The 25,445-nt window shown below is 62.1% G+C and carries 24 protein-coding genes; 16 read left to right on the top strand and 8 right to left on the bottom strand.

The genetic code is table 11. The features are described 5' to 3' along the window. Positions 1-86 precede the first annotated feature (86 nt). From FHX76_RS11795 to FHX76_RS11840, 10 genes are all read left to right on the top strand, one after another. Positions 87-1,100, top strand: a complete 1,014-nt coding sequence (locus tag FHX76_RS11795; protein ID WP_167150869.1) for a putative FMN-dependent luciferase-like monooxygenase — start codon at positions 87-89, stop codon at positions 1,098-1,100. A gap of 108 nt (positions 1,101-1,208) precedes the next feature. Then, positions 1,209-1,829 carry a CMD domain protein gene (locus tag FHX76_RS11800; RefSeq protein WP_167150870.1) on the top strand — a complete coding sequence of 207 codons (621 nt, stop codon included), beginning with the start codon at positions 1,209-1,211 and terminating at the stop codon, positions 1,827-1,829. A 2-nt stretch (positions 1,830-1,831) separates the two neighbouring features. Beyond that, positions 1,832-2,458 carry an alkylhydroperoxidase domain protein gene (locus FHX76_RS11805; protein ID WP_167150871.1) on the top strand — a complete coding sequence of 209 codons (627 nt, stop codon included), beginning with the start codon at positions 1,832-1,834 and terminating at the stop codon, positions 2,456-2,458. A gap of 158 nt (positions 2,459-2,616) precedes the next feature. Next, positions 2,617-3,081, top strand: a complete 465-nt coding sequence (locus tag FHX76_RS11810; protein WP_167150872.1) for a hypothetical protein — start codon at positions 2,617-2,619, stop codon at positions 3,079-3,081. A gap of 87 nt (positions 3,082-3,168) precedes the next feature. Beyond that, entirely contained in the window at positions 3,169-4,614 is a 1,446-nt protein-coding gene (locus FHX76_RS11815) for a DUF6421 family protein (protein ID WP_208402663.1), read from the top strand. 144 nt (positions 4,615-4,758) lie between these two features. Then, positions 4,759-6,126: a sensor histidine kinase gene (locus FHX76_RS11820; protein ID WP_341777942.1), complete on the top strand. Its 1,368-nt coding sequence runs from the start codon at positions 4,759-4,761 to the stop codon at positions 6,124-6,126. A 10-nt stretch (positions 6,127-6,136) separates the two neighbouring features. Further along, entirely contained in the window at positions 6,137-6,922 is a 786-nt protein-coding gene (locus FHX76_RS11825; protein ID WP_167150873.1) for a response regulator, read from the top strand. A 171-nt stretch (positions 6,923-7,093) separates the two neighbouring features. Continuing rightward, positions 7,094-8,128, top strand: coding sequence for an NAD(P)-dependent alcohol dehydrogenase (locus tag FHX76_RS11830; protein WP_167150874.1), 1,035 nt, complete (start codon positions 7,094-7,096; stop codon positions 8,126-8,128). 245 nt (positions 8,129-8,373) lie between these two features. Then, positions 8,374-9,264, top strand: coding sequence for an ATP-binding cassette domain-containing protein (locus FHX76_RS11835; RefSeq protein WP_167150875.1), 891 nt, complete (start codon positions 8,374-8,376; stop codon positions 9,262-9,264). Beyond that, on the top strand, positions 9,261-10,364 hold the full coding sequence (locus FHX76_RS11840; protein WP_167150876.1) for an ABC transporter permease: 1,104 nt from the start codon (positions 9,261-9,263) through the stop codon (positions 10,362-10,364). The genes FHX76_RS11835 and FHX76_RS11840 overlap by 4 nt, the downstream gene beginning before the upstream one ends. A 148-nt stretch (positions 10,365-10,512) precedes the next feature. Here the strand turns inward: FHX76_RS11840 and aztD are convergent, their stop codons facing one another. Further along, positions 10,513-11,775, bottom strand: coding sequence for a zinc metallochaperone AztD (aztD, locus tag FHX76_RS11845; RefSeq protein WP_243848784.1), 1,263 nt, complete (start codon positions 11,773-11,775; stop codon positions 10,513-10,515). 145 nt (positions 11,776-11,920) lie between these two features. On the opposite strand from aztD, the gene FHX76_RS11850 reads away from it, so the two are divergent. The 4 genes from FHX76_RS11850 (at position 11,921) to FHX76_RS11865 (ending at position 15,832) form a co-directional block, all read left to right on the top strand. Further along, positions 11,921-13,012: a beta-eliminating lyase-related protein gene (locus tag FHX76_RS11850; RefSeq protein WP_167150878.1), complete on the top strand. Its 1,092-nt coding sequence runs from the start codon at positions 11,921-11,923 to the stop codon at positions 13,010-13,012. A gap of 71 nt (positions 13,013-13,083) precedes the next feature. Continuing rightward, positions 13,084-14,007, top strand: a complete 924-nt coding sequence (locus tag FHX76_RS11855; RefSeq protein ID WP_167150880.1) for an AEC family transporter — start codon at positions 13,084-13,086, stop codon at positions 14,005-14,007. Positions 14,008-14,078: 71 nt separating this feature from the next. Further along, positions 14,079-14,528, top strand: a complete 450-nt coding sequence (locus FHX76_RS11860) for an RrF2 family transcriptional regulator (protein WP_167150881.1) — start codon at positions 14,079-14,081, stop codon at positions 14,526-14,528. A 143-nt stretch (positions 14,529-14,671) separates the two neighbouring features. Then, positions 14,672-15,832 (top strand): globin domain-containing protein, encoded by a 1,161-nt coding sequence (locus FHX76_RS11865; RefSeq protein ID WP_167150883.1) that lies wholly within the window; start codon positions 14,672-14,674, stop codon positions 15,830-15,832. 77 nt (positions 15,833-15,909) lie between these two features. Here FHX76_RS11865 and FHX76_RS11870 read toward each other — a convergent pair whose 3' ends face one another. The 6 genes from FHX76_RS11870 to FHX76_RS11895 form a co-directional block, all read right to left on the bottom strand. Next, complete coding sequence (locus FHX76_RS11870) at positions 15,910-16,893, bottom strand: ABC transporter substrate-binding protein (protein ID WP_167150885.1); 984 nt, start codon at positions 16,891-16,893, stop codon at positions 15,910-15,912. Between the two features lie 104 nt (positions 16,894-16,997). Further along, positions 16,998-17,990, bottom strand: coding sequence for an ABC transporter permease (locus FHX76_RS11875; RefSeq protein WP_167150887.1), 993 nt, complete (start codon positions 17,988-17,990; stop codon positions 16,998-17,000). Next, positions 17,990-19,513: a sugar ABC transporter ATP-binding protein gene (locus FHX76_RS11880; protein WP_167150889.1), complete on the bottom strand. Its 1,524-nt coding sequence runs from the start codon at positions 19,511-19,513 to the stop codon at positions 17,990-17,992. Before FHX76_RS11880 ends, FHX76_RS11875 begins: the two co-directional genes overlap by 1 nt. Then, entirely contained in the window at positions 19,510-19,953 is a 444-nt protein-coding gene (locus FHX76_RS11885; RefSeq protein ID WP_167150891.1) for an RbsD/FucU domain-containing protein, read from the bottom strand. The genes FHX76_RS11880 and FHX76_RS11885 overlap by 4 nt, the downstream gene beginning before the upstream one ends. Positions 19,954-20,114: 161 nt before the next feature. After that, positions 20,115-21,122 (bottom strand): aldo/keto reductase, encoded by a 1,008-nt coding sequence (locus tag FHX76_RS11890; RefSeq protein WP_167150892.1) that lies wholly within the window; start codon positions 21,120-21,122, stop codon positions 20,115-20,117. After that, entirely contained in the window at positions 21,115-22,401 is a 1,287-nt protein-coding gene (locus tag FHX76_RS11895) for an enolase C-terminal domain-like protein (RefSeq protein WP_167150894.1), read from the bottom strand. Before FHX76_RS11895 ends, FHX76_RS11890 begins: the two co-directional genes overlap by 8 nt. Positions 22,402-22,625: 224 nt before the next feature. Here FHX76_RS11895 and FHX76_RS11900 point away from each other — a divergent pair, with 224 nt between their 5' ends. Together FHX76_RS11900 and FHX76_RS11905 are read left to right on the top strand one after the other, a co-directional pair. Continuing rightward, entirely contained in the window at positions 22,626-23,516 is an 891-nt protein-coding gene (locus FHX76_RS11900) for a fumarylacetoacetate hydrolase family protein (protein WP_167150896.1), read from the top strand. After that, a complete protein-coding gene (locus FHX76_RS11905) occupies positions 23,513-24,268 on the top strand; it encodes an SDR family NAD(P)-dependent oxidoreductase (RefSeq protein ID WP_167150898.1) in 756 nt (251 codons plus the stop codon). Before FHX76_RS11900 ends, FHX76_RS11905 begins: the two co-directional genes overlap by 4 nt. Before the next feature lie 157 nt (positions 24,269-24,425). Here the strand turns inward: FHX76_RS11905 and FHX76_RS11910 are convergent, their stop codons facing one another. After that, on the bottom strand, positions 24,426-25,115 hold the full coding sequence (locus FHX76_RS11910; protein WP_167150899.1) for a FadR/GntR family transcriptional regulator: 690 nt from the start codon (positions 25,113-25,115) through the stop codon (positions 24,426-24,428). Positions 25,116-25,445: the final 330 nt, after the last annotated feature.

The following is a 25,445-nucleotide window of genomic DNA, read 5'->3' on the forward strand; positions in this document are numbered from 1 at the left end:
ATTTGTGAGTTTCTGCTGAAAATCTAGGTTTTTCTCGCAGAAAGTCGCAAATAGATGCAGGTTTATATCGTTTTTAGGAGCAACACATGAGTACCAAACGACTTGGGTTTTTTAGCCGCATCCTCGATGACACGAGCGCCGGCGAGCGGTATCGCCTCGCCACCGAGCAGATCACGCACGCCGAGCGCTTCGGCTTCGATTCCGCCTGGGTAGCCCAGCATCATTTCCACGGCGCAGAGGGCGGCCTGCCATCCCCACTCGTATTCCTTGCCAATGTCGCTGCACAGACCAGCAGCATCCGCCTTGGCACGGGCATCATCACCCTGCCCCTCGAGAACCCCATTCGCGTTGCAGAGGATGCCGCGGTGCTCGACCTCCTCTCGGGCGGCCGACTCGAAATTGGGCTCGGCACTGGCGGCACCCCGTCCTCGTTCACGACGTTTGGCCTCGAATCGGCGGCGCGCAGCGAGATCTTCGGCGAGCATTTTCAAGTGCTGCTGGATGCCTGGGGCGGCAACCCCATCAACGGCGGCGAAAACCGCCTCTATCCGGCTTCGCCCCAGCTGCTTGACCGCATTTGGCAGGCAACGTTTAGCGCTGGCGGGGCTACTCGTGCTGGGCAGAGGGGCGACGGGCTCCTCCTTTCTCGCACACAGCCGCGGTCGGCGGATGCCCCGAACGCAACGCTTTCGGACATCCAGAACCCCATCATCGACGCGTACCTCGACAACCTGCCGTCGGGGGCGACTCCGCGCATCCTCGGCTCCCGCACCCTGTTTGTTGCCGATTCTCGCGATGAGGCCCGCGCATTTGCGCATAAGGGACTCGTTGCCTCCCGCAACGCACTCCGCGGCATGGGGCAGGGAACCGACAGCGACGACCTCGACGAACTCATCGCCACGTTTGATGTTCACGTTGGGACGCCCGACGAGGTCGCGGAATCACTCGCTGCTGACACCGCGCTTGCGAGGGTCACCGACGTCGCGTTCCAGGTGCACTCGGTTGACCCACCCCACGAGCACATTCTGCGTTCCATCGAGCTGACGGCCACCACGGTCGCACCGGCGCTCGGCTGGAAACAGGAACTCGCGCGCGCATAATCAAGCCCATCCAGGTCGCAAAAAATGCCGTCAATTCAGCAAAAGGCAGCATAGTTTGCAACCTCGAATTCACAACCGAACACTCCGCACTCAACACCGAAGGAACTGATGAGTACTACAACCGCAACACCAGACGTCAACGCCTCTGATGTCATCGACGGGCTGCTTGGCAGCACGCCGGGCGACCACATCGACACGCTCCGCTCGCTCCGCCCCGATGCCAGGGCAAACGCGCAGCGCAGTTACGAGGCCCTCTTCCAGCCGGTCGACGCGAGTGAGTTCAGCTTGGCTGAGCGCTACGCCGTTGCGACCTTTGTTGCCGGCCTGCACCGGGATGCTCGCCTCACGTCGTTCTACGCCGCCGGCGTTGAGAACCCAGAACAACTCGCGGCAGTTGAGGCAGAGATTGCAGCGGGCAAGACCGAGGGACCGTATGGCACCTACCGCGAGACGGGTCTCCAATCCGAGAACCAGCCTGGCCTTGAGTTCGAGGTGACGGATGCCGGACGCGCCGCCCTCGGAGACCGCCTCACCGCGGCCCTCGAACACGCCCACTTCCTGGTGTTCCACCCCCGCGACTCGCGCCCTGAGCGCCTCGAGAAACTACTCAGCGCCGGATGGTCAACGACCGGCATTGTGACGCTCTCGCAGCTCATCGCGTTCCTCACATTCCAGATCCGCATCGTGGCAGGCCTCTCGCAGCTGTCACAGAGCACGAAAGGCGCCTAGCCATGACCGTTCCAGCAGCATCCGCAACCGAAACCATCACGACATACCCCGAGCTCGACCGGCCAGAGGCATTCACGCAGGAGAACATCGGCTGGGTGCCGTGGCTCACGCCCCTCCCCGTCGAGGATTTCACCGACCGTCATTGGGATGGCGTGGTCGATAGGTCGCGCGCGAAGTCGCCATACTTCGCGTTGCTGGCCCGCGACCCAGAGATTCTTGCGGCCCGCACCAAGACCGATAACGACATCTTTTACAACACCAAGGGCGGGCTCCCCCGCGCCGAGCGTGAGCTGGCCGCTACGGCGACCTCTCGCTTCAACGGCTGCGTCTTCTGCGCCTCGGTGCACTCGCGATTCTCGAGCCACTACTCAAAGCGCACCGAAGACGTGCAGCGCCTGCTCGACGAAGGCGTATCGACGCAGCTCGACGAGCGCTGGAGCGCAATCATCGCCGCATCCGTTGCCCTCGCTGCCACCCCGGTGCAGTTCTCAGCCGAGCACGTCGAGCGCCTGACCGCAGCCGGCCTCGAGGACTACGAAATCGTGGATGTCATCAACGGCTCGGCCTTCTTCAACTGGGCCAACCGCCTCATGCTCTCACTCGGCGAGCCCGAAAACCCAGCCCCCTAGCCCCCAGCCGCCAGCCCGTAGCCCCCAGCCCCCAGCTCGCGGGGTGCGTTTCCGCTCGTGGGGTGCAGTATTTTGCGCCCCACGAGCGCTTTTGCACCCCACGAGATTGTTCACAGGGGGCGTTGGTAGGCTGTGTGCGTCTCAGCTGAAAGGCCACCATGATTTCGCTCCGCCGCCTCACGGCGACAACCGCCATCGCGCTCATTGCTGTCGCTCCACTCGCCGCCTGCGCGAGCCCGGTCGATATGGTCAAGGATCAGGCAAATCAGGCCGCCGATAAACTCGCGAAAGACGTACTGGGCGAAGACAGCAGCGTCGACCTCGATCTTGATGGCGACGGAGCCACGCTTCCCGCGGAATGGCCAGCCGAAGTTCCAGCTCCTCCCGGCCGCTACACGCTTGCGGCAACAACACAGGGCAACCCCTCCGTAACCGCTACAGACCTCACCATTGCCGAGGTGGATGCCTACGTCACGACCCTCACGGATGCGGGATTCAGCTCGACGGTCTCCACAAGCACCGAGAATTCGTTCCTGCACACGCTCAGCCAGGGCGGCATGACGTTGACCATCGTCGGCGGCAAAGCAGAAGCCATCTTCACGCTCCAGCTCGCCGCGCAATAACCCCGTTCGTGAGGCGCTCTTCCGCCCGCTGACAAAAGGTCGTAGCCTTGTGGCAATACGCCTATTTGACAGATCGGAGGTTCACCCATGTCCATGAACAACACCACTACACGTGATGTCCGCACCATTGTTGGAGAGCCCGAGGTTGTCGAAGACCGCGGAAACGCCACCCAGCAAGCAGACCTCAGGAATGACGACCGATGGATGCGCCTCAAGGCCGCAGCATCCGAGTTCCAGGCCCTGCAGCTGCAAGACGGTTCGTTGGCAGACCAAGACCAGCTTGGCCGGGCTCGCGAACTTATCGAAACCGTTGCGACCAACGTTGAGGCGCTGCTGCCCGTGTTCCCACACGACTCGGCCTACCTCACCGCCCTCGCGGCAGATCTTCGACGCTGGAGTGAAGACGGGGTAGGCGTACCCGACTTTCTTGACTCGCTTGTCGAATTTCAGCCGCAGCAGCACCGGGCCGACGGCGTCCGTCACCTGGTTGTTTTCCCCATGTACACCCAAAATGGCAGCAGGTCTCGTTTGCTCGAGGCCGTGCTTATCGAGGTGATCTGGCCTGAGTTCGTTGCCGAACTCGAAGCCGGAGACTACGGCAATGCCCTGTTTGTGCCCATCCGGTTTATTGATTTTACGGCCGGCTACGACACCAACTCGGCGGTTCTGTTCCCCGAGACCGTCGCGATGCGCGAGATTCCACCCTTTACCTGGGGTGCCATCTTTGCCGACCGTGAAGCAGCGCGCTACCGCACCGTGGTGCGCGAAGCCGCTGCCGTGACCCACCTGGCGCTGCCGCCAGCGGCGCGGGCCATTCTCGACGACCAGACCGTTGCCGAAGAAACCTTCATCATGTGGGACCTCATCCACGACCGCACACACATGCGCGGTGACCTGCCATTTGATCCGTTCATGATCAAACAGCGGATGCCGTTCTTCCTGTACACGCTCGAAGAACTGCGCTGCGACCTCACGGCCTTCCGCGAGTGCGTGCGCATCGAACGACACCTGTCGTCGATCGAGGCGGATGCGCTCACCGAGTCGCAGGCCAAGATGCTGGCCCGCGCCAAGCAGGTGCAATTCGCGGTCATCTTCGACCGCATCTTCCGCTTCGCCCTCACCGGTTCGCGCACGCGAAACTATGACGGGCTTGGCGGGCAGTTGCTCTTCGCCTGGCTGCACCAGAATCACGTGCTCAACTGGACCGACACCAAGCTCGACATCGACTGGGCGCACGTGCCCGATGTCGTTGTGAAACTTGGCGATGCAATTGACGACCTGTACTGGAAGTCGATCGATCGGCCAAAGGTGGCCCACTGGCTCGCGGCTTACGACCTCGTGTCGTCGGTTGTGACGCCGCATCCGGCATCCACCTGGGCGAAGGGTCCCGATGCGCTGCCCCTCACCGGCACGCCGAGGGAACTCACCGACCTCATCATGGACGACGAGTTCCCGCTGTCGATGTTCTACGAGGCACTCAGCAAAAAAATGGTTGATGTTATCGAGTCAACCGCCGGCATTACGGGTTACTAACCCGGCCGGTTTGTTGGCACATCACTGAATACCTCGTGGGCTCCGAAAGGGGCCCGCGAGGTATTTCGTTCAGCGGAGGCGGCTCACGCATCTCCGTCTTGCGGGTGATGGCTCGACCAGCGGCCCAGCGGGTACGGTTATTGGGTGAACCAGGTTTTGCTCAACGACCCCGACGCCTCAGACTGGGCGCGCCCCGAGGTCACCCCCACCCAGCGACGAACCGACGTCATCGGCGCGATCGCCCTCTTTCTCGGCGCCATTCTCAGCATGGCCCTGTATCGCATTTCCGGATACATGAAGGACCCGGCGCCGGATTGGCTCTCGCTCGTTGTTGTCGCGGGAACCATGCTTCCCCTCGCCTTCCGCAGGCGCTGGCCGATGCCCATCCTGATCGTCGTCGCTGCCGGTTGCATTGTCATGTGGACCATCTCGGTTCCGGAACCACTCTTCTCGAACATCGCGCTCTTCATGGCGCTGTACACCGTCGGCGCGTGGTCGAGCCGCCGAAACCTCGCGCTCTACGTCAGGGCAATCGTCATCGTTGTGTGCCTCGGTTGGCTCGTTGTGAGCATGTTCAGGATGGCAACCGGAGACACCCTGACGGATGCCGACGAGGCCCTTGGCATCAAGGCCGGCGCAATCATGTCGCCGTTTGTTGCCTACGCGCTCATCCAGTTGCTGACTAACCTCCTGTATTTTGGCGGTGCCTACTACTTTGGAAACCACGCATACGAGGCGGCCCGCGAACGCGCCCGAGCTGAGATCAGCGCCCACGAGCAGCTCTTGCAGCGCGGGGTCATCGCCCAGCAGGCGGTCACGATCGAGCGCTTGCGCATCGCCCGCGAACTTCACGATGCCGTCGCCCATCACGTATCGGTCATGGGGGTCCAAGCCGGGGCCGCAAGAGCAGTGCTCGACTCAAATCCCGAGGCGGCAAAGGCCGCGCTCAGCATCGTAGAGAACGGGTCACGCAACGCCATCGAGGAATTACACGGGCTCCTCGGCGCGCTCCGCGCTCCAGAGCAACCCGGCGTGCTTGAGGACGAACAGAATGCCGAGATAAATTCGGCATACGCCTCACTTGGCGTCTCAAGCATCCCCATCCTCGTCGACCAGGCCGTTGCGAGCGGGATGCCGGCAAGCTTTGCCGTCGTTGGCAAGCCGCGCGAGCTGAGTCCCGTGACCTCGCTCAACCTGTACCGAATCACGCAAGAGTCACTCACCAATGCGCGCAAGCATGGCGGGCCGCACATCAGCGCCACCGTGCGGTTGCGCTACCTCGACGACGCGGTTGAAGTCGAAATTAGCAATACGTCTCGATCAACAAAAGCCGCCGGCCAGCGAGCGGGGCGCAGGGCCAGCCAGCTGAATCAGCTGGGAGCCGGCCTTGGCATCCTTGGCATGCGCGAACGCGTTGCAACCGATGGCGGCGAACTGCACACGAGCGTCCCTGAGCGCGGCGGTTTTGTCGTTCGCGCGAGGATCCCACTGACCAACACCACAACCAGCTAGGACATCCCCCATGACCGAACCGAGCATCCGCGTTCTTCTCGTCGACGACCAAGAACTCGTGCGAGCCGGCTTTCGCACGATCATGTCGATCGACGCGCGCATCGACGTTGTTGGCGAGGCAGGCACTGGGGTCGAGGCGGTTGCCGCGGCCAGGGAGCTGAACCCAGACGTCATTTGCCTCGACGTGCAGATGCCCGACATGGACGGCATCGAGGCGACCCGCATCATCACCGCCGACCCCTCCGTGACCTCGGCGGTGCTCATCCTCACCACCTTCAACCGAGACGACTACCTCTTCTCTGCCCTCGCGGCAGGGGCCAGCGGATTCATGTTGAAGAACTCCTCGCCGGAACAGCTCATCGCGGCAATCGTCTCCGTCGCCTCCGGCGATGCGCTGCTGTCGCCGCAGGTCACTCGGAGCGTGATCGAGCGGTTTGCGCAGACAGAGGCAGGGGCAGCCACTGATGGAGGGGACTCGGACGGAGGGGGCCTTGCCGGAACCGTCCTTGCTGGAACGGTCCATGCCGGAACCGTCCTTGCTGGCGAGGCCGTTGCTCAGCCCGAACCGACTAGCGCCATCCCTGAGCCTGATGATGCCCCGCACCTTCAGCTCACGGAGCGTGAACTTGAGGTGCTCAAACTCGTGGCGCAGGGGCTTTCCAACCTCGAAATCGCCGGCGAGCTGTTTGTCAGCGAGGCGACGATCAAGACCCACGTGTCGAACCTGCTGCGCAAGCTCAGCCTGCGCGACCGCATCCAGGCCGTCATCTACGCATACGAGTACGGCGTACTCTAGTCCGCGCGAACCGCTCGTGGGGCGCAAAAGCGCTCGTGGGGCGCGAATTAACGCACCCCACGAGGCAAATTGCACCCCACGAGCTGGGGTAGCCACCCGGCGTTCAGATACCAGGAGTATCGTGAGGGATGCGTGGGCAATCACGCCCACCCGCACCTGTGAGGAGCCGCTATGAAAGCCGTCCAATACCAAACCATCGGCGAACTGCCCGTTGTTGCAGACATTGACATCCCGGAACCGGGCCCAGGCCAGGTCCGACTCAAAATAACCGCGGCTGGCCTGTGCCACTCGGACTGGTTCCTTATGGGACTCCCCGCCGAAATGTACTCGTACGGGCTGCCCCTCACGCTCGGCCACGAGGGCGCCGGAATTGTTGACAAGGTCGGCGAAGGCGTTGTTGCAGTCAAGCCTGGCGACGATGTCGCCGTCTATGGGCCCTGGGGCTGCGGACGCTGCAGCGAATGCGCGCAAGGCCGAGAGAACTACTGCCCCTTTGCCGGAGAACTTGGCATCACCCCTCCAGGTCTCGGCTCGCCCGGATGCATGGCCGAGTACATGATCGTCGACGACGTACGCCACCTTGTCCCCCTGAACGGCCTCGACCCGGTGCAAACCGTTTCACTGACCGACGCAGGCCTCACGCCCTATCACGCCATCAAGCACTCGCTCGATAAGCTGCCAGCAGGCTCAACCGCCGTTGTCATCGGAACCGGCGGACTCGGCCACGTTGGCATCCAGATCCTGCGGGCCATCTCGGGCGCCGTTGTGATCGCGCTCGACGTGAACGATGAAAAGCTCGCCCACGCCCGCGAGGTTGGCGCGCACCACACGATCATCTCCGATTCGGATGCCCCAGCCAAGATCCGCGACCTCACCGGCGGCATCGGCGCAGACGTTGTCTTCGATTTTGTTGGCGCAACGCCAACGCTTGAGATCGCTCGCCAGTCCGTTCGTATCGATGGTTCCATCGAGTCCGTCGGCATCGGCGGCGGCGTACTCGCGACAGGCTTCGGCTCCACCCCGTTTGGCGTTTCGGTTCGCGCACCCTACTGGGGTAGCCGCTCCGAGCTCATGGAGGTACTTGAGCTCGCCCGCACCGGCCAGGTGCACGTCACGGTTGAGCAGTACTCGATCGATGAGGCACCGGATGCCTACCACCGCCTGCACGAGGGCAAGGTAACGGGCCGCGCGGTCGTGGTTCCGTAACCCGCCTGCGGGGCGGACGCATCCGCGCTGCCCCGCATCCACCCCGCATCCACCCCGCATCCACGCAATCGACCTGACCCAAATGTGTCTATTTCAGCGCAAATAGACACATTTGGGTCAGGTCGATTCTGTTTTGCCCTCCCCCATGAGGATGAGGGCGGCCAGAAGATCCCCCCTGTGGGCGATAGCGAGCTTCCCTCCCCCAGCCGTAGTTTTGTAGTACGGCAACCCCCAGGGAGGAACTCGTGCTGACACTCAGCAACATCAACAGGTCGTTCGGCGACCGGCAGGTGCTCACCGACGTGAGCTTCAACATCGCGGACGGCCGCATGACCGGCTTTGTTGGCGGCAACGGCGCAGGCAAAACGACCACAATGCGCATCATCCTCGGCGTGCTCGGCGCCGACTCTGGCGAGGTAACGCTCAACGGCTCAGCCCTCTCCGATGTTGATCGCCGCCGCTTCGGCTACATGCCAGAAGAGCGTGGCCTCTACCCAAAGATGAAGCTCGAAGAGCAGCTCGTCTACCTGGCCCGCCTGCACGGTTTCAGCAAGCCCTCGGCATCCAAGAACGCTCGCGCACTGCTCGAAGAGCTTGGCCTCGGCGAGCGGATGAACGACACGGTTGAAAGCCTCTCGCTCGGCAACCAGCAGCGCACGCAGATCGCCGCGGCGCTCATCCACCAGCCAGACGTCCTCATCCTTGACGAGCCGTTCTCAGGCCTCGACCCAATGGCGGTTGACTCCGTGATGCGGGTGCTGCAGGAGCGCGCGACCGCGGGAGTTCCCGTCCTCTTCTCATCGCACCAGCTCGACATCGTTGAGCAGCTGTGTGACGACCTCGTGATTATCGCTGGAGGCCAGGTCAAGGCATCCGGCCCCCGCGAGGTCCTGCGCGAGCAGTTCAGCACCAACCGGTACGAGCTTGACCACGCCGGCGACGCTGGCTGGCTTCGCGACGCACCAGGAGTATCCGTCGTCGAGTTTGACGCCGGCTACGCGCTTTTCGACGTCGACACCGACGCAACGGCCCAGGCCGTTCTCCAGCGGGCAATGCAGGGCGGCGCCGTCCGCCGCTTTGGCCCGAACCGCCCAACACTCGCCCAGATCTTCCGAGAGGTAGTGACCGCAGCATGAGCCGCACAACCCCCACACTAGCTAGCACCACTTGGCTTGTTGCCGAGCGCGAGATCATGGTCCGCCTCCGTTCGAAGGCGTTCCTGATTTCCACGGGAATCCTGTTTGCGATCATCCTCGCGAGCATCCTCATCGGCGGCTTCACGTCGCAGAACGAGCCGGAAGCCACCGCAGTAGCCGTGACCACCGAGACCGAAGAGATCGCGGCGCAGAACCCGTCGTTCGACGCCACCGTTGTCGACAGTGTGGATGCCGCGAAGAAGCTCGTGACCGACGGTGACGTCGAGGCGGCGATCGTCCCCGATTCGGCCACCGATAACCCGCTTGGCTTCAAGATCCTCGGTGACGATGCAGCCCCAACGGGCGTCGTCAACGCGCTCAGCGTTTCGCCACCCGTCGACATCCTCAACCCGGCTTCGACCGACTGGTTCTTGCTCTACATCGTGTCGATTGCGTTTGGCATCGTCTTCATGATCTCCGCGAGCACCTTCGGCGGCGTCATCGCGCAGAGCGTTGTTGAAGAGAAGCAGACGCGAGTTGTTGAGATCCTCATGTCGGCCGTCCCCGTCCGTGCCCTCATGGCCGGAAAGATTATCGGCAACAGTATCCTTGCCTTCTGCCAGATCGCGGTGATCGCGGCCCTCTCAATCATTGGGCTGACCGTCACCGGCCAGGGCGAGCTGCTGGATGCCATCGGCATGCCGATCGTCTGGTTCGTGATCTTCTTCACGATTGGCTTTGTGCTCCTCGCGGCTATGTATGCGGCGGCGGCCTCGATGGTTTCACGCCAAGAAGACGTCGGCTCGGTCACGACTCCGGTGATGATGCTCATCATGATTCCGTACGTTCTCGTGATCATGTTCAACACCAACGATCTGGTTATGACGATCATGTCGTACGTGCCCTTCAGTGCGGCGGTTGGTATGCCCGTCCGTCTCTTCGCCGGAACCGTTGAGTGGTGGGAGCCCATCGTCTCGCTCGTCATCCTTGTGCTGTCGACGCTCGCAATGATCGCGATCGGTTCGCGCATCTACCAGGGCTCGCTGCTCCGCACGAGCGGCAGGGTCAAGCTGAAGGAAGCGCTGACCGCCCAAAAGTAAGCACCTGCTGGAGCGCGGGGCCCGTAGCCACATCGGCTGCGGGCCCCGCGTTTTGTGTGCGGCCGCGATGGAAGACAACCCGTTCGCCACTCGTTGCGATTCTGGGGGCGCATCCTCGCATTGAGGGGCGAACGGATTGCCGGCTTCGTTAGACCCCGACCCCGGTCAACTCGTTTGGCACGTGCGGGAGTTCGGCGGTGGTCTGGATATCTCCACTTTCGAGGTCAACCGCGTGGATGCTCTGCGTGGCAGGGTCGGTCACGTAGGCGATCCCGCCAAGCACAAACAGTGCGGGGCGCGGGTCTTTCCATTCGGTTGGTTCGGTCCAGGCATCCACGACGGGGATGCTCTCGCTGACCGTTCCGGATGTCTGGTCGATCACATGGATGGCGCCATCCGTTCCCAGCACCAGCGCCTCACCGCGCGGGCCGCGGGCGAGGGAGCGGAAGGAATAGCTCGTGCCAAGATCCACGATATTCAGCTGCTTCGACGCGGTATCCAGCAGCGAAACCTGCTCCGGCGTCTTGTTGTCGCCAACCTTGTAGTCGCCAAGCAGCACGGCCTGATCGCTCGCGCCAACAAGCGTGCCGATGCGGCCGGCGGCATCCGGGCTGCTCACCTTCGTGATCGCGCCGTTTGTGTAGATGAGCGCGCCGTTTTCGCAGCCAACGGCAACCGCCTCATTCTTCGCGGTCGCTTCGCCGTGCACGCCAGGGCACTCTTCGCTGCGGGTGACTTCCTCGCGGGCATCGTTCAGTACCGCGACGCCGGAGCGCTCGTCCTCCCCGCCGAGCGTGACGAGCATCCCACCGTCTTCAAGCTCAACCGCGACGCCGTGATGGGGCTGCGCGGTTGTGTACTGCTCGGTTGGCGGCTTGCCGTTGGCGAGTTCCTCGGAGGCGAAGGATTCGACCAGTCCAGACCCGTCGCTGAACAACACCGTTCGCCCTGCATGCGTCACGACGTGCCCAGGCCGGTCGGCGGAGAAGGTGATCTCGGTGAGCACTGGGGTCTCTTCGTGGATGTGGTCATCGTGCGTCACGAGTCCGGTGTCGAGCACACGGAACGCGTCGGAGGTTGAAACTATTACGTGCCGGTCGTCGCCAGCGGGGTTGACGCGGTTAAAGCCGGCGAGGGGGATATCGCTGACCACCTCGAGCGAGTCACCGTCAAGCACGAGCACTCCCCCGTCGTAGGTGATCGCGAGCCGGGATGCTTGGAGGTCGTGGCTGTGGGCCTCGGATGCGGATGGGGTCGCGGTCTCGGGGCCGGTCGCGGTGGCCTCTGAGGTACAGGCGGTGAGCAGCATGGCGGATGCGGCAAGCGCGGCACCAGCGGCGACGTGCGTTCTCCGAGGTCGTCGATTGTGGGCTGTTTTTGGGGATGACGCTGTGTCATGGTTCGTATTCATAGAACTGGAGTATATATTGAGAATGATTCTCATTACCAATTAACAGGTAAATTACCCCACGGACCCCCTCTCCCTCCACGGAAAACCACGAACAATACATACGGTTTCCGTCACTAGCCCCACCCCCAGCGCTAGACTCGTCCCTGTGACTTCTCTCGTAACCAGCCCCCTGCACGATGTCCATGCACGCGGTTTTGCGTCCGATAATTACTCCGGGATTCATCCCGAAGTGTTGGCGGCAATCGCAGCGGCCAACGAGGGTCACCAGCCGGCCTACGGCACCGATATGTACACCGAGCGCCTGCAGCACGTTGTGCGGCAGCATTTTGGCGACGAGGCAGAGGCGTTCCCCGTGTTCAACGGGACCGGGGCCAACGTGCTCGCTCTGCAGAGCATCCTTCCTCGCTGGGGAGCCGTTGTTGCGGCCACGAGTGCGCACATCAACGTTGACGAGGGCGGCGCACCTGAGCGCGTTGGTGGGCTCAAACTGCTGACTGTTCCGACGCCAGACGGCAAACTCACCCCCGAACTCATTGATCTTGAGGCCTGGGGCTGGGGCGACGAGCACCGCGCGCAGCCGCTCGCTGTATCCATCACCCAGACCACCGAACTTGGCACCGCCTACACGGTCGATGAGATCCGCGCGATTGCCGATCACGTGCACCGCCACGGCATGCGCCTCCACCTCGACGGCGCCCGCCTCTCCAACGCCGCGGTTTCGCTTGATGCTGATCTTCGCGCATTCACGACGGATGCCGGCGTCGACATCCTCAGCATGGGTGGCACCAAAAACGGCGCCATGCTTGGCGAGGCGGTTGTGATCCTCAACCCAGAGGTCGCCGACGGCATGAAGTACCTGCGCAAGCTCAATATGCAGCTCGCGTCAAAGATGCGGTTTGTGTCGGCGCAGCTTATTGCCCTCTACGAAGGCGACCTGTGGAAGCGTAACGCGCTGGCCTCCAACGGCATGGCCGCTCGCCTCCGCTCATCCCTCGACACCCTCATTGCCGACGGCCGTGCGCCTGGGCTCAGCTTCGAGCAGCCAACTCAGTCAAACGGCGTCTTCGCCACGCTGCCTGCCGGCGTTGCCGAGAAACTGCGCACGCAGGGATTCCATTTTTACGACTGGGATGCCGCGCTCGGCCAGGTGCGCTGGATGTGCTCCTTCGACACCACCGAAGAAGACATCGACGCCTTCGTTGCGGCCATTGAGCGTGAGCTCGCCGCCGCAAATTGATTGCGGGATCGGCGCAATTAGCCGCATCCACTAGCCCTCTCGACCCCCCGAAACGCGAGGTAGCGTAAGCCATGTTTGGCGTGATTGTTGGCTTCTCCATCATCCTCACGATCATCGTGATCGGCTACATCGTTGGCAAAATCAACCTGGTCACGGTTGAGCAGCGGCCCGTTCTCAACAAGATCGCGTTCTACGTTGCCACGCCCGCCCTGCTATTCACGGTGATGGCGAAGGCGCATGTTGCCGTGCTGTTTTCGCCGGTCATGCTTGTCTCCGCGTCGACAGTGGTCGTTGCGGTGCTGCTTTACGTGATTATTTCGCGGATCTTCTTCCGCAGGCCGCTCGCCGAGACCACGATCGGGGCAGCTGGGGCCTCGTACACCAACGCAAACAACATCGGCCTGCCCGTCGCGATTTACGTGCTCGCCGACCCGAGCTACGTCGCACCCGTTTTGCTCATGCAACTCCTGATCATGGCACCAACCGTGCTCGCCATCCTTGATGTCACAACCGGCGAAAAGACCTCAGTCTGGAAGATGATTCTGCGGCCGCTTCGCAACCCGATCATCCTCGCCTCGGCACTTGGCGTCGTGGTTTCGCTCCTCGAAATTGACCTGCCAGACCCCGTGCTCAAACCCTTCGAGATGCTCGGCGGCGCGGCCATCCCGCTGGTACTTCTTGCGTTTGGCATCTCGCTCAACGGACAGCGACCGCTGCAGGCCGGAACCGGGCGACGCGACATCCTGGTGGCCACCTCCATCAAGGTCGCAATCATGCCAATAGTGGCTTGGATGCTCGGCAGCTGGGTCTTCCACCTCGACCCTCACGCGCTCTTCGCCGCGGTCACCCTTGCGGCGCTGCCGACGGCTCAAAATGTCTACAACTTCGCGGCGACCTACGAGCGCGGCGAAGTCATCGCCCGAGACACCGTTCTGCTGACAACGCTGCTCTCGGTGCCCGCGATTGTGCTCGTCGCCTGGTTGATTGCGGCGTAGGCCACGGCCAGACGACAGGCGCTGAACCACCCTCGAATCCGGGCGTCAACTCTGACGGTTAGGCTGGAACCATGAAAATCAGCACCTTTGCCGACGTGGGACTCCGCGTACTGCTGGTGCTGACCGCCGCCCCAGAGGGCACCCAACTCACCAGCCATCAGCTCGCCGAGGCCGTCGGTTCGCCTCGTAACCACGTGAGCAAGACCCTCACTCGGTTGGGAGAGCTTGGCTTGCTGGATGTTGTGCGCGGCCGCAACGGCGGGGTGCGCATCAGCGCCGCCGGCATGACCGCCACCGTTGGGCAGGTGCTGCGCGAGCTCGACAATAAGCCGGACATCGCCGTCTGCCATTCGGACCACGGCAACTGCCCGCTCATTGGCGACTGTCGACTTCGCTTTGCCCTCAGGGATGCACAGGAAGCGTTTTTTGCCGCGCTCGACGGCATCGTCATCTCGTCGCTCCCCACTCCCGCTCAGGTGAATCCGGTGTTCGCGTCGATTGGGCTGCGGCCGATGGCCTAGCAGCACCCAACACACGCGCAACCGCGGCTCCCCGATTTGGCCGCGCCCACGCCAAGGGTGTAGACATGAACCATAAAGACACATTTTAAATGCGTCTTTATGGTGCCGTAAGACGGCACTCTCCCCAACTCAAAGGAATACCGATGCTCTCAAGCAAATCCCGCCCAATCATCGAAGCAACCCTGCCCCTCGTTGGCTCGCGAATTGGCCACATCACGCCGGTGTTTTATAACAAGATGTTTACCGCACATCCGGAACTCCTCGACGGCATCTTCAGCCGCGCCAACCAGCTGAGCGGCGAACAGCCAAAGGCCCTCGCCGGCAGCATCGCCGTCTTCGCAACGCACCTCCTCAACAACCCCAACGTCGCGCCCGAGGCAATGCTCTCGCGCATCGCCCATAAGCACACCTCGCTCGGTATCACGGCCGACCAGTACCAGATCGTGTACGACAACCTCTTCGCCGCCATCGCCGAAGACCTCGCCGAGGTCATCACGCCAGAAATCGCCGAAGCCTGGACCGAGGTCTACTGGCTCATGGCCGACGCCCTCATTGCCCTCGAGAACGACCTCTACTCCAAGCAGGCCAACGACAAGATGTGGGCTCCCTACCGCGTCGTCTCCAAAGCTCCTGCGGGAACCGGCTCACTCACCTACGTGCTCGAACCAGCCGATGACACTCCTGTCACGCCTGCGAAGGCCGGGCAGTACGTGAGCATCAAGCTCAAGATGGCCGACGGCATCCACCAGGCACGCCAGTACTCGCTCTCGGGCGACGAAGGCACGTCTCGCGTCTTCACGACCAAGATCGACGAGGCCGGCGAGGTTTCTCCAGTGCTACACAACAACGTCAAGGTCGGCGACGTGATCGAGGTCTCGAACCCCTACGGCGAGGTGACCCTTCGCGAGGGCGATGGTCCCGTCATTCTCGCGTCGGCAGGCATCGGCTGCACTCCAACGGCATCCATCCTGCGCTCGCTTGCCAACACCGGTTCGACACGGGATGTTGTGGTGCTGCACGCCGACAGCGACCGAGCATCGTGGGCCCTTGACGACCAGATGACAAGCGACGTTGCGCGCCTGCACAGCGCCGAACTCAACCTGTGGCTTGAGAAGGCCGACGGAACAGATGCCGCCGAGGGATTCATGTCACTCGAAGGCATCGACCTGCCAAAGGATGCGTCGCTCTACCTCTGCGGCCCGCTCCCGTTCATGCAGAAGATCCGCGACGAGGCAATCGAGGCTGGGCTGCCGGCGAGCCGGATCCACTACGAGATCTTCAGCCCTGACGTCTGGCTGCCGTAGCTCTCGCGCTTCACTGACAAGACAAAAGCCCCTCGGGCCGGCAATCACGGCGGCCCGAGGGGCTTTTTCAGAACGGGCTACTCGTAAATGACAGCCTTGATCTCGTCAGAGTCAATGTTCGACTTGTCGTACCAGAAGAATCCGGTGTCGATCGTCTTTGGCAGCTTCTCGCCGTTGATCGCGGCAACGGCGGCCTTCACGGTCTCGTAGCCAATGCCAACCGGGTTCTGCGTGATCGCGCCGGCCATGAGGCCATCCTTGATCGCGTCGATCTGTGCCTTGCCGGAGTCGAAGCCAACAACCGTGAGCTTTCCATCCATGTCAAGCTCGGTCACGGCCTGCACAACGCCGATAGCCGATCCCTCGTTCGAGCCGTAGATGCCCTTGAGGTCTGGGTTCGCGGCGATGATGGCCTTCGCGAGGTCAGCCGACTTTGCCTGGTCTCCACCACCGTACTGGGTGTCGACGATCTCGATCTTTGGCTCGTTCTTCTCCATGTACTCAACAAAACCGTCGCGGCGGTCAACGCCGGTCACCGAGGTCTGGTCGTGTACAACGAGGGCCACCTTGCCCTCGTGCCCGATGAGGTCGGCCATCTGCTTTGCGGCCTCGGCTGCTGCCGCCTTGTTGTCGGTGGATGCCGTGGTCACCGGAATATCGCTGTCAACGCCGGAGTCGAAAGCGACAACCGGGATGTTGGCATCCTTCGCCTGCTGCAGCAGCGGATCGGCGGCCTGGCTGTCGAGGGCGGCGAAGCCGATGGCATCCGGTCCCTTGTCGAGCGCGGTCTGCAGCATCTGAATCTGCTGGTCAACGTCGGCCTCAGTGTCGGGGCCTTCAAACGTGATGGTCACGTCGAACTCTTCTGCGGCCTGCTCGGCACCCTGCTTCACTGCCTGCCAGAACTGGTGCTGGAAGCCTTTTGACACGATCGCGACGTAGGGCTTGTCGCCGCTCGCTGCGGTCTCGCCGTCGCCGCTTCCGCTGTCGGTGCAGCCGGTCAGCGCGAGGGCGACGATGCCGAGCCCCGCAATCGCTGTGATGAGTTTCTTGGATTTCATGAGCACTAACTCCCTTGTTGTGGTTTGAAACTGTGTGATTTGAACCGCGTGATTTGAAACTGTTGTGGTTTGAAGATTGCAGAATGCGTTGGATGAGCTGGGTTTTACTTGCCCCTGCGGCGAAGGATGTCGAGGTACACGGCGATGAGGATGACCGCGCCGACCGCCACCGACTGCCATTCCTGAGGAATGGACATAATACGGAGGCCGTTGGTGAGCACCGCCATGATGAGCGCGCCGATAACGGTTCCGATGATGGAGCCTTTGCCTCCCTGCAGCGACGTGCCTCCGATGACCACGGCGGCGATCGCCTCAAGCTCAAGCCCCATGCCTCCCGTTGGCTGGGCCGAACTCAGCCGCGAGGCCGACAGCACACCGGCGAGGCCAACAAAGAGGCCGGACACCGTGTAGATGAGGATCTTCCACTTAACAACGTTGACTCCGGAAAGGGCCGTCGCCGCCTCGTTGCTACCGATCGAGAAGGTGTAGCGACCGAAGATCGTGTACGAGAGCAGGATGGCGGCAACCGCGATCATGCACAGGAAGATCGCAACACCAAGCGGGAAGCGCATACCTGGGATGATCGAGAGGTTCATAATCGAGGAGAATCCGGGGGTCTCCTTGAAGTAGATGGGCTTCGTGCCGCTGATCACGAGCGAGAGGCCGGATGCAACAAGCATCATGGCGAGGGTCGCGATAAAGGGCGGGATCTTCAGCACTGACACGTTCAGCCCGTTGATAAAGCCGATGAGCGCGCCAAACAGGATGGCACCGAGCACACCAGCCCAGAGCGGCCAGCCCCAGTAGGTGAGGAAGACGCCGGTCATGACCCCACAGAGCACCATGCCGGTGCCAATAGAGAGGTCAATGCCTCCAGTAATAATGACAAACGTGGTGCCAAGGGCGAGGATGCCCGTCACGGTTGCCGCTACGAGGATGCTCACGATGTTGGACGTCGTGAAGAAGTGCGGGCTCGCAAACGCAAAGAAGATCACGATGATGATGAGGCTCGCAAATGCCAGCAGCTGCTGGAGCTGCCCGCGCATCCGGCCAACAATTCCGGTCTTGGCGCTTGGGAGAGTTTCGGTGGTAGTCATTATTTGATCGTTCCTTCGGCGCTGAAGTGGGTGGCGTATTCCATGATGTTTTCTTGCGTTGCCTCGGCGTTTGGCAGGATGCTTGTGATGCGACCCTCGCTCATGACGGCGATGCGGTGCGACATTCGCAGCACCTCGGGAAGCTCAGAGGAGATCATGATAATCGCCTTTCCCTCTGCGGCGAGGGCATTCAGCAGCGCGTAGATCTCGTCCTTTGCCCCAACATCGATGCCGCGGGTTGGCTCGTCGAAGATGAGCACGTCGCAGTCTTTAACGAGCCACTTGGCGATAACCACTTTTTGCTGGTTTCCGCCGGAGAGATTCTTGACGTCCTGCTGAATGGAGGGCGTCTTGATTGACAGCTTCTGCACGTAGTCTCGCGCGGTGTCGCGGATGCGCCCGGAGTTGACGAACCCGGCGGCGGTGTAGCTTGGCAGCGAGCTGAGCGCGATATTCTCGGCGACGTCTCGTTCGAGCAGCAGCCCAAGCGTCTTGCGGTCTTCCGAGAGGTAACCAATGCCGAGGGATGCCGCGACGGCTGGGCTGCCGATGCGCACCTCCTTGCCTGCGAGCGTGATGGTGCCTGCCGAGATCGGGTCGGCGCCTACAATGGCCCTCGCCACCTCGGTGCGTCCAGCACCCATGAGCCCGGCAAAGCCGAGGATTTCGCCCCTGTGCAGGTCAAAACTGACGTCCTCTAGGAGCGTTTTCGTGCTGAGGCCGTCAACCCGAAGCACAACGTCTCCCTCGGCATCCTCAAGCGACGGCCGCGCCTCGCTCGTAATCTCGCGGCCAACCATAAGTGAAATGACGCGCTTCATATCGGTTGCCTGCGCGTCGACCGTGTCGATGTACTGGCCGTCGCGCAGCACCGTGATGCGGTCGCTGATGACGCTCAGCTCGTCCATGCGGTGCGAGATGTAGATGACGCCGGTCTCCGGCCCAACAAAGCGGCGGATGAGGTCAAACAGCGTCGCGACCTCCGCATCGTTGAGCGCAGCCGTTGGCTCATCCATGATGAGCACCTTGGCGTTAAACGAGAGCGCCTTTGCGATCTCTACCATTTGCTGGCGGGCAACGGTCAGCTCGCCAACGGGCTGGGCGGGGTCGAGCGCGAGACCGAGGCGGTCAAAGAGTTCTTGGGCCTTGGCGTTCAGCTGCTTCTCCGACAGGAAGAAGCCCCCGGCGCGGGGCTCGCGACCGATAAAGATGTTCTGGGCCACCGTGAGGTCGTTCATGAGGTTGAACTCTTGGTGGATGATGCTGATGCCAAGTTCTTGAGCGTGCCGTGGGTTGGCGATCGTAATCTGTTCGCCGTTGAGGAAAAACTCGCCCTCGTCTGGCGTGTAAATGCCAGAGAGCAGCTTCATGAGCGTTGATTTTCCGGCGCCGTTCTCACCAACGAGCGAGAGCACCTCGCCACGAAGCAGTTCAATCTGCACGTTCTGCAGCGCCTTGACGCCGGGGAAGCTTTTGCTCACTCCTGCGGCCCACAGGAGCGGGGTGACCGCGGTATCGGTCATGAGTCTGCCCGCCCAATCCACTCAACGATGCCCTTACGCAGCAGCGCGTTGGCGTAAATGCGGGTCTCTCCCGTTCGCACGATCAGGTAGGCCTGCTCAGCGACGTCGTAGTACTCGTAGCGGCCAACGAAGTTCGCCTCGCTTGGCTGGATGCCGGCGGCCGCCAGGATCTCGCGCTGCACGTCGAGCACGCTGCCGTCGGCAGTGGCCATGAGATCGACCGCATTGCGACCCTCAGTGGCCGTCACGTCGAGTGGAAGAACCGTGCGGATAGCGGCGACAACGTCTGGGACTCCAAGCGCCGGGAGGTCGATGACCCGTTGCCCGAGGCGGTGCGCGGGAAAATGCGCATCCACGATCACGACCGTGTCTGAGTGACCCATCTGGTCAAGATGCAGCAGCAACTCACCCGTTAAGATCGGATGTATTCCAGTCAGCACGATTGCCCTCTTCCTTGAGTTTTGGCGTTTAGGTAATGGTATTTACGGTTTTTGGTGATGTCAATCACGCGCGGCGGGTTGTTTATAACGGTTATACATCGGATGTATAACGAAGGCCGTTTGGCGTCGTCACACGCTGCACGGCGCCCGCCAAACGCGCATCACGAGGGAATAAGTCGACGCTCGACCAACTCATCCCAGAACGCTGAGGGAACCCTTTCGCGCATCCGTTCGGCATTTTCGCGAACCTGCTCCGGCCTGCTCGAACCCACAACGATGCTGCGAACCGAAGCATCCCGAAGCGAATACTGCAAGGCAGCCGTTGGCAACGAAACACCGTGGTGGCGGGCCACATCTGCAATTGCAGTGACCCGATCCAGCACCGCAGCCGGCACCTCGCCGTATTCGTACCGGCTACTGGCGGACGGGGCATCGGATGCGAGGAGCCCGGAGTTGAACACGGAGGCGTTCACGATGCCGATGCCGTTGGTGGCGCAGGCCGGAACGACCTCGGCGAGCGCCGGCTGCTCCGCAAGCGTGTACCGTCCCGCGATCATCAGAAGGTCGATGTGCGAGCGGCCGCTGGAGCGTTCGGCAGCAAACTCCGCCGATTGCAGCAGGGCCTCAGAGACCATCGAGCCAACACCAATCGCATCTGTCACTCCCTCATCGCGAAGCGACACCAAGGCCGAGAGCGCACTCCCGATGCGCTCCGAAAGCGGCAAGGCAACGTCGGCCCGTTCTGGATCGTGCAGGTACAGCACGTCAAAACGGTCAATGCCCATGCGCTCGATCGATTCCTCGATGCTCATCCGGACGCCGTCGGCCGAAAAATCCCAGACGCGTTTGACGTCACTCGGAACCACAAAGCTGTTGTCGAGGTCGAGCCCGCCAGCACCCTCAGGATTCGGGCGGAGCAGGCGGCCAACCTTGGTCGACAGTACGTACTCGTGGCGTGGCTTGGTGCGCAAGAAATCGCCAAGCCGACGTTCCGAGAGGCCAAGCCCGTAGTGCGGCGCCGTGTCGAAGTAGCGAATGCCGGCATCCCACGCGGCCTCAAGCACGGCACCGGCCTGCTCATCACTGAGCTCTCGATACATGTTTCCGAGGTTCGCCGCTCCGTACCCGAGGGTTGGCAGCGCCAACTCGCCCGACGCCAGGTTAGTCATTTGGCACAAACGCAAACTCTGCGCGGCTAGACGACAGCATCTCGGTGCCGCCCCCTGGGGCAAGCGGAGGCCAGTACGCGCCGGAATGCACGTCGGTTGGTGTCACAAAGTGCTCGTGCAGGTGATCCACGTACTCGATGACTCGTCCCTCCGTCGTGCCCGAAAGGGCAACAAAATCAAACATCGACAGGTGCTGAACGGCCTCACAGAGACCAACACCACCGGCGTGGGGGCAAACCGGAACACCGAACTGAGCGGCAAGCAACAGAATAGCGATGTTCTCGTTGACTCCGGCAACCCGCGTTGCATCAATCTGCAGCACCTGAAGGGCATCGGCCTGCAGGAACTGCTTGAACATGATGCGGTTCTGCATGTGCTCGCCAGTCGCAACGGGGATGGGTGAAACCCCGCGCGCAATCGCGGCATGCGCAAGGATGTCGTCGGGGCTTGTTGGCTCCTCAATCCACGCAACATCAAACTCGGCGAGGTGGCTCATCCACTCGATAGCCTCGGCGACCCCCCAGCGCTGGTTTGCGTCGGTACCAATACGAACATTGGGCCCAACGGCTTCGCGGGCAAGCCGCATACGGCGGATATCGTCCTCAAGGCTGCCGCCGACCTTCAGCTTGATCATGCCAAACCCGTCTGCGACCGCTTCGTTTGCGAGGCGCACCAGCTTCTCGTCGCTGTAGCCAAGCCAGCCTGGAGTGGTCGTATAGGCGGGATAGCCGCTGGCGAGCAGCTGCTGCTCGCGCTCGGCGCGACCCGGCTCTGCGGCGCGGAGGATGCGGAGGGCATCCTCTGGCGTGAGCGCGTCGGTGAGGTAGCGGAAGTCAACAAGCTCAACAAGCTCTTCCGGGGTCATCCGACTGAGCAACTGCCAGAGCGGCAGTCCCGCTCGCTTGGCTTTGAGATCCCAGAGCGCGTTGATCACCGCGCCAATGGCCATGTGCATGACGCCTTTTTCTGGGCCGAGCCATCGCAGCTGCGAATCGCCAACCATTGAGCGCCACGTTGCGCCCATGTTGTCGAGCAGTTCTTCAACGTTTTTGCCAACGACGTGCTCGCGAAGGGCGTGGATGGCCGCAACCTGAACCTCGTTGCCGCGGCCAATCGTGAAAACAAACCCGTGGCCCTCAAGCCCGTCGTCTGCGTCAGTGTGGATCTGCACGTAGGCGGCAGAGTAGTCGGGGTCTGGGTTCATGGCATCCGAACCGTCAAGCGACGTTGAGGTTGGGAATCGCACGTCGCTGGTTTCCAACGAAGTCACGGTAGTCACTGGCAGCCTCCTTTGGCTTACGTCTGCACGGCCATCGTGCACGCCGCTTGAATATAGACCGAGCATAAACATCCGATGTCTGTGCTGTCAAGCTGTGATTAAAGCGCATTAAAGGGTGTATTTCTCAGTTAATTGCCGATAGAGTTCTGATGTTAAGGCCGCTACGGCCCGCCAATCGCAACGCCGCGGCCACGCCGGCGTATCTCGTTCAGTAAGGAAACCGCATGAAATTCGCGCGCATCGGCACGCCCGGCCACGAACTGCCCGTCATCGTTGTTGAGGGAGCCGCCGGCTCTGACAGCGAAGCCACTCACTACGACCTCACGAGCATCACCGCCGACATCAACGGCGACTTCCTCGCATCCGACGGCCCAGCCCGCGCAGCGGAGGCCCTTGCGGCAGGCACGCTTCCCGTCGTTGAGAATGCCGCGTCACAGCGCATCGGCTCGCCCATCGCCCGCCCAAGCGCAGTCATCTGCATCGGCATGAACTACGCGGCCCACGCCGCCGAATCCGGCTCGGAACCGCCAGCAATCCCCATTATCTTCCTCAAGACCCCAAACACGGTTGTTGGCCCAAACGACACCGTCACCATCCCAAAAACCAGCGTCAAAACCGACTGGGAGGTCGAGCTCGGCATCGTCATCGGCAAGCGGGCGACCTACCTCGATTCGCCAGCTGAGAGCCCCGACTACATCGCCGGCTTCGTCGTTGCGAACGACGTCTCGGAGCGCGACTTCCAGATGACCGTCTCTGGCGGTCAGTGGTCAAAAGGCAAGGCAGCGGCCGGCTTCAACCCAACCGGGCCGTGGCTCGTCACGCCCGACGAGGTAGACGCGCAGAACCTCCGCCTTCGCAGCTGGGTTAATGGAGAGCCCCGCCAAGACTCCTCAACCTCCGACATGATTTTTGACGTCAACTACATCATCTATCACCTCAGCCAGTACCTAGTCATGGAGCCGGGCGACCTCATCCTCACCGGAACCCCAGAGGGCGTTGCGCTCTCCGGCCGCTTCCCCTACCTCGCGCCGGGAGACGTCTGCGAAATCGAGATCGAGGGCCTCGGCCGCCAACGCCAGCAGTTTGTCGAATACGTGAAGGAGAACAACGCATGAGCCAAGAATTTGACGGCCTCGTAGCGATCGTTACGGGAGGCGCCTCGGGAATCGGCGCGGCCATAGCCAAGCGGCTGCACGACGGTGGAGCAAAAGTTGCCGCCCTCGACCTCAACCCTGACGCCGCAGACCCGTCACTGTTTGCCGTCGCCGCCAACGTTGGCGACGACGCCTCGGTGCGGGATGCCGTTGCGGCCGTTGCTGGTCACTTTGGACGCATCGACATCGTGGTCAACAACGCTGGCATCGGAGCGCAGGGCACAATCGAGGACAACAACGACGACGAATGGGCGCGAGTGCTCAACGTCAACGTCATCGGCATCGCGCGCGTCACCCGCGCCGCGCTCCCCTACCTGCGGCAGTCGGAGGCCGCTGCCGTTGTGAACACCTCGTCGATTGCCGCCACCGCTGGCCTGCAGGCCCGCGCGCTGTACACCGCCTCAAAGGGCGCCGTGCTCTCGCTCACGCGGGCCATGGCCGCCGATCACCTGCGCGAGGGCATCCGCGTGAACTGCGTCAACCCCGGCACGGCCGATACCCCGTGGGTCGGTCGCCTACTCGACAGCGCTGTCGACCCGGCCGCAGAGCGCGCGGCGCTGAACGCCCGCCAGCCGCACGGCCGACTGGTTGCCCCATCCGAGGTCGCGGATGCCGTGGCCTACCTCGCGAGCCCCCGCTCGGGCTCGACAACCGGCACGTCAATCGCGGTTGATGGCGGCATGCAGGAACTGCGCCTGCGCCCTGCAGAGTAATTGGCATTGCCCCGCCCCGCCCCGCGGCCAATGTCATCGCGGGCCCAACCCTTGCCCCCGTTTCGGCGTAGTTTTGCCGTTTCGGCGTATCAGACAAGATACGCCGAAACGGCAAAACTACGCCCAATCTGGCGGCGGGTGGGGTGGGGGTGGGCAGCTAGTTTCCGCGGGAGGCTTCTGCCGCCTGGCGGAGCCACTGCTCAACACCCGAGATGTGCACCGTCGTGAGCGCCTGCGCGAGTTCACCATCGCCACGCTCGAGCGCATCAACAATTGCGCGGTGTTCAAGGAGGGTTCGCGATACCGAGTGCTCCTGCGTCAGACCGCGCCAAATGCGGGCGCGCACCGTGTGGCTCGAAAGCGACTCGATGAGCGTCGACAGGTACGAGTTGCCTGCGGCATCCACAATCGCGCTGTGGAATCGGAGGTCGTGCGCAACCAGGCCCTCAACATCGGTCTCATCGTTAACCGACTCGATCTGCTCACGCAATCCCTGCACAATTTCTGGGGTCATTTTGTTGACCGCAAGGCCGGCTGCGGCAGGTTCAAGGATGCGGCGCACCTGAAACAGCTCAAGGATCGAGTCGTCGTCGTGCAGGTCAACGACAAAGCTCATTGCTTCGAGCAGGAGGCGAGGCTCAAGACTCGTGACGTAGGTGCCGTCGCCCCTACGCACATCGAGCACTCGAATAACCTCAAGTGCCTTCACGGCTTCGCGCATCGAGCTGCGGGATAGGCCAAGCCGCTCGCTCAGTTCTTTCTCTGGCGGAAGTTTCTCGCCAGGCCCAAGCTCGCCCGAGATAATCATCTCTTTGATTTTGAGGATCGCTTCGTCGGTCACAGCCATGGGTAGAGCATATCGTGACGATTTGTCACGAACAGGGGTGGATCTGGGAAAACACTCCACAATCCACGAACTCATCGAGTGTGAATTATTTATTGTGATAAATTAATCGCCATAGGGGGAATTCAAGAACGAATTCAATCCAGTTTTCGGGGGAAAACTGGCACGACACGTGACGCGCAGCCTCAACATTCAGGCCGCTCCGCAGTCTGCCGCACCGGCATTTGGTTTGCCGTGGGACGCAAACCGACGCCAACGTTATTTATTGCGTCAAACTTTTCCACCGTTTCTGTAATCAGCGACTTGAGACCAACTCTCCCTATGTGAAAGCGC

The sequence above is a fragment of the Lysinibacter cavernae genome, from assembly GCF_011758565.1.
Lineage (GTDB): Bacteria > Actinomycetota > Actinomycetes > Actinomycetales > Microbacteriaceae > Lysinibacter > Lysinibacter cavernae.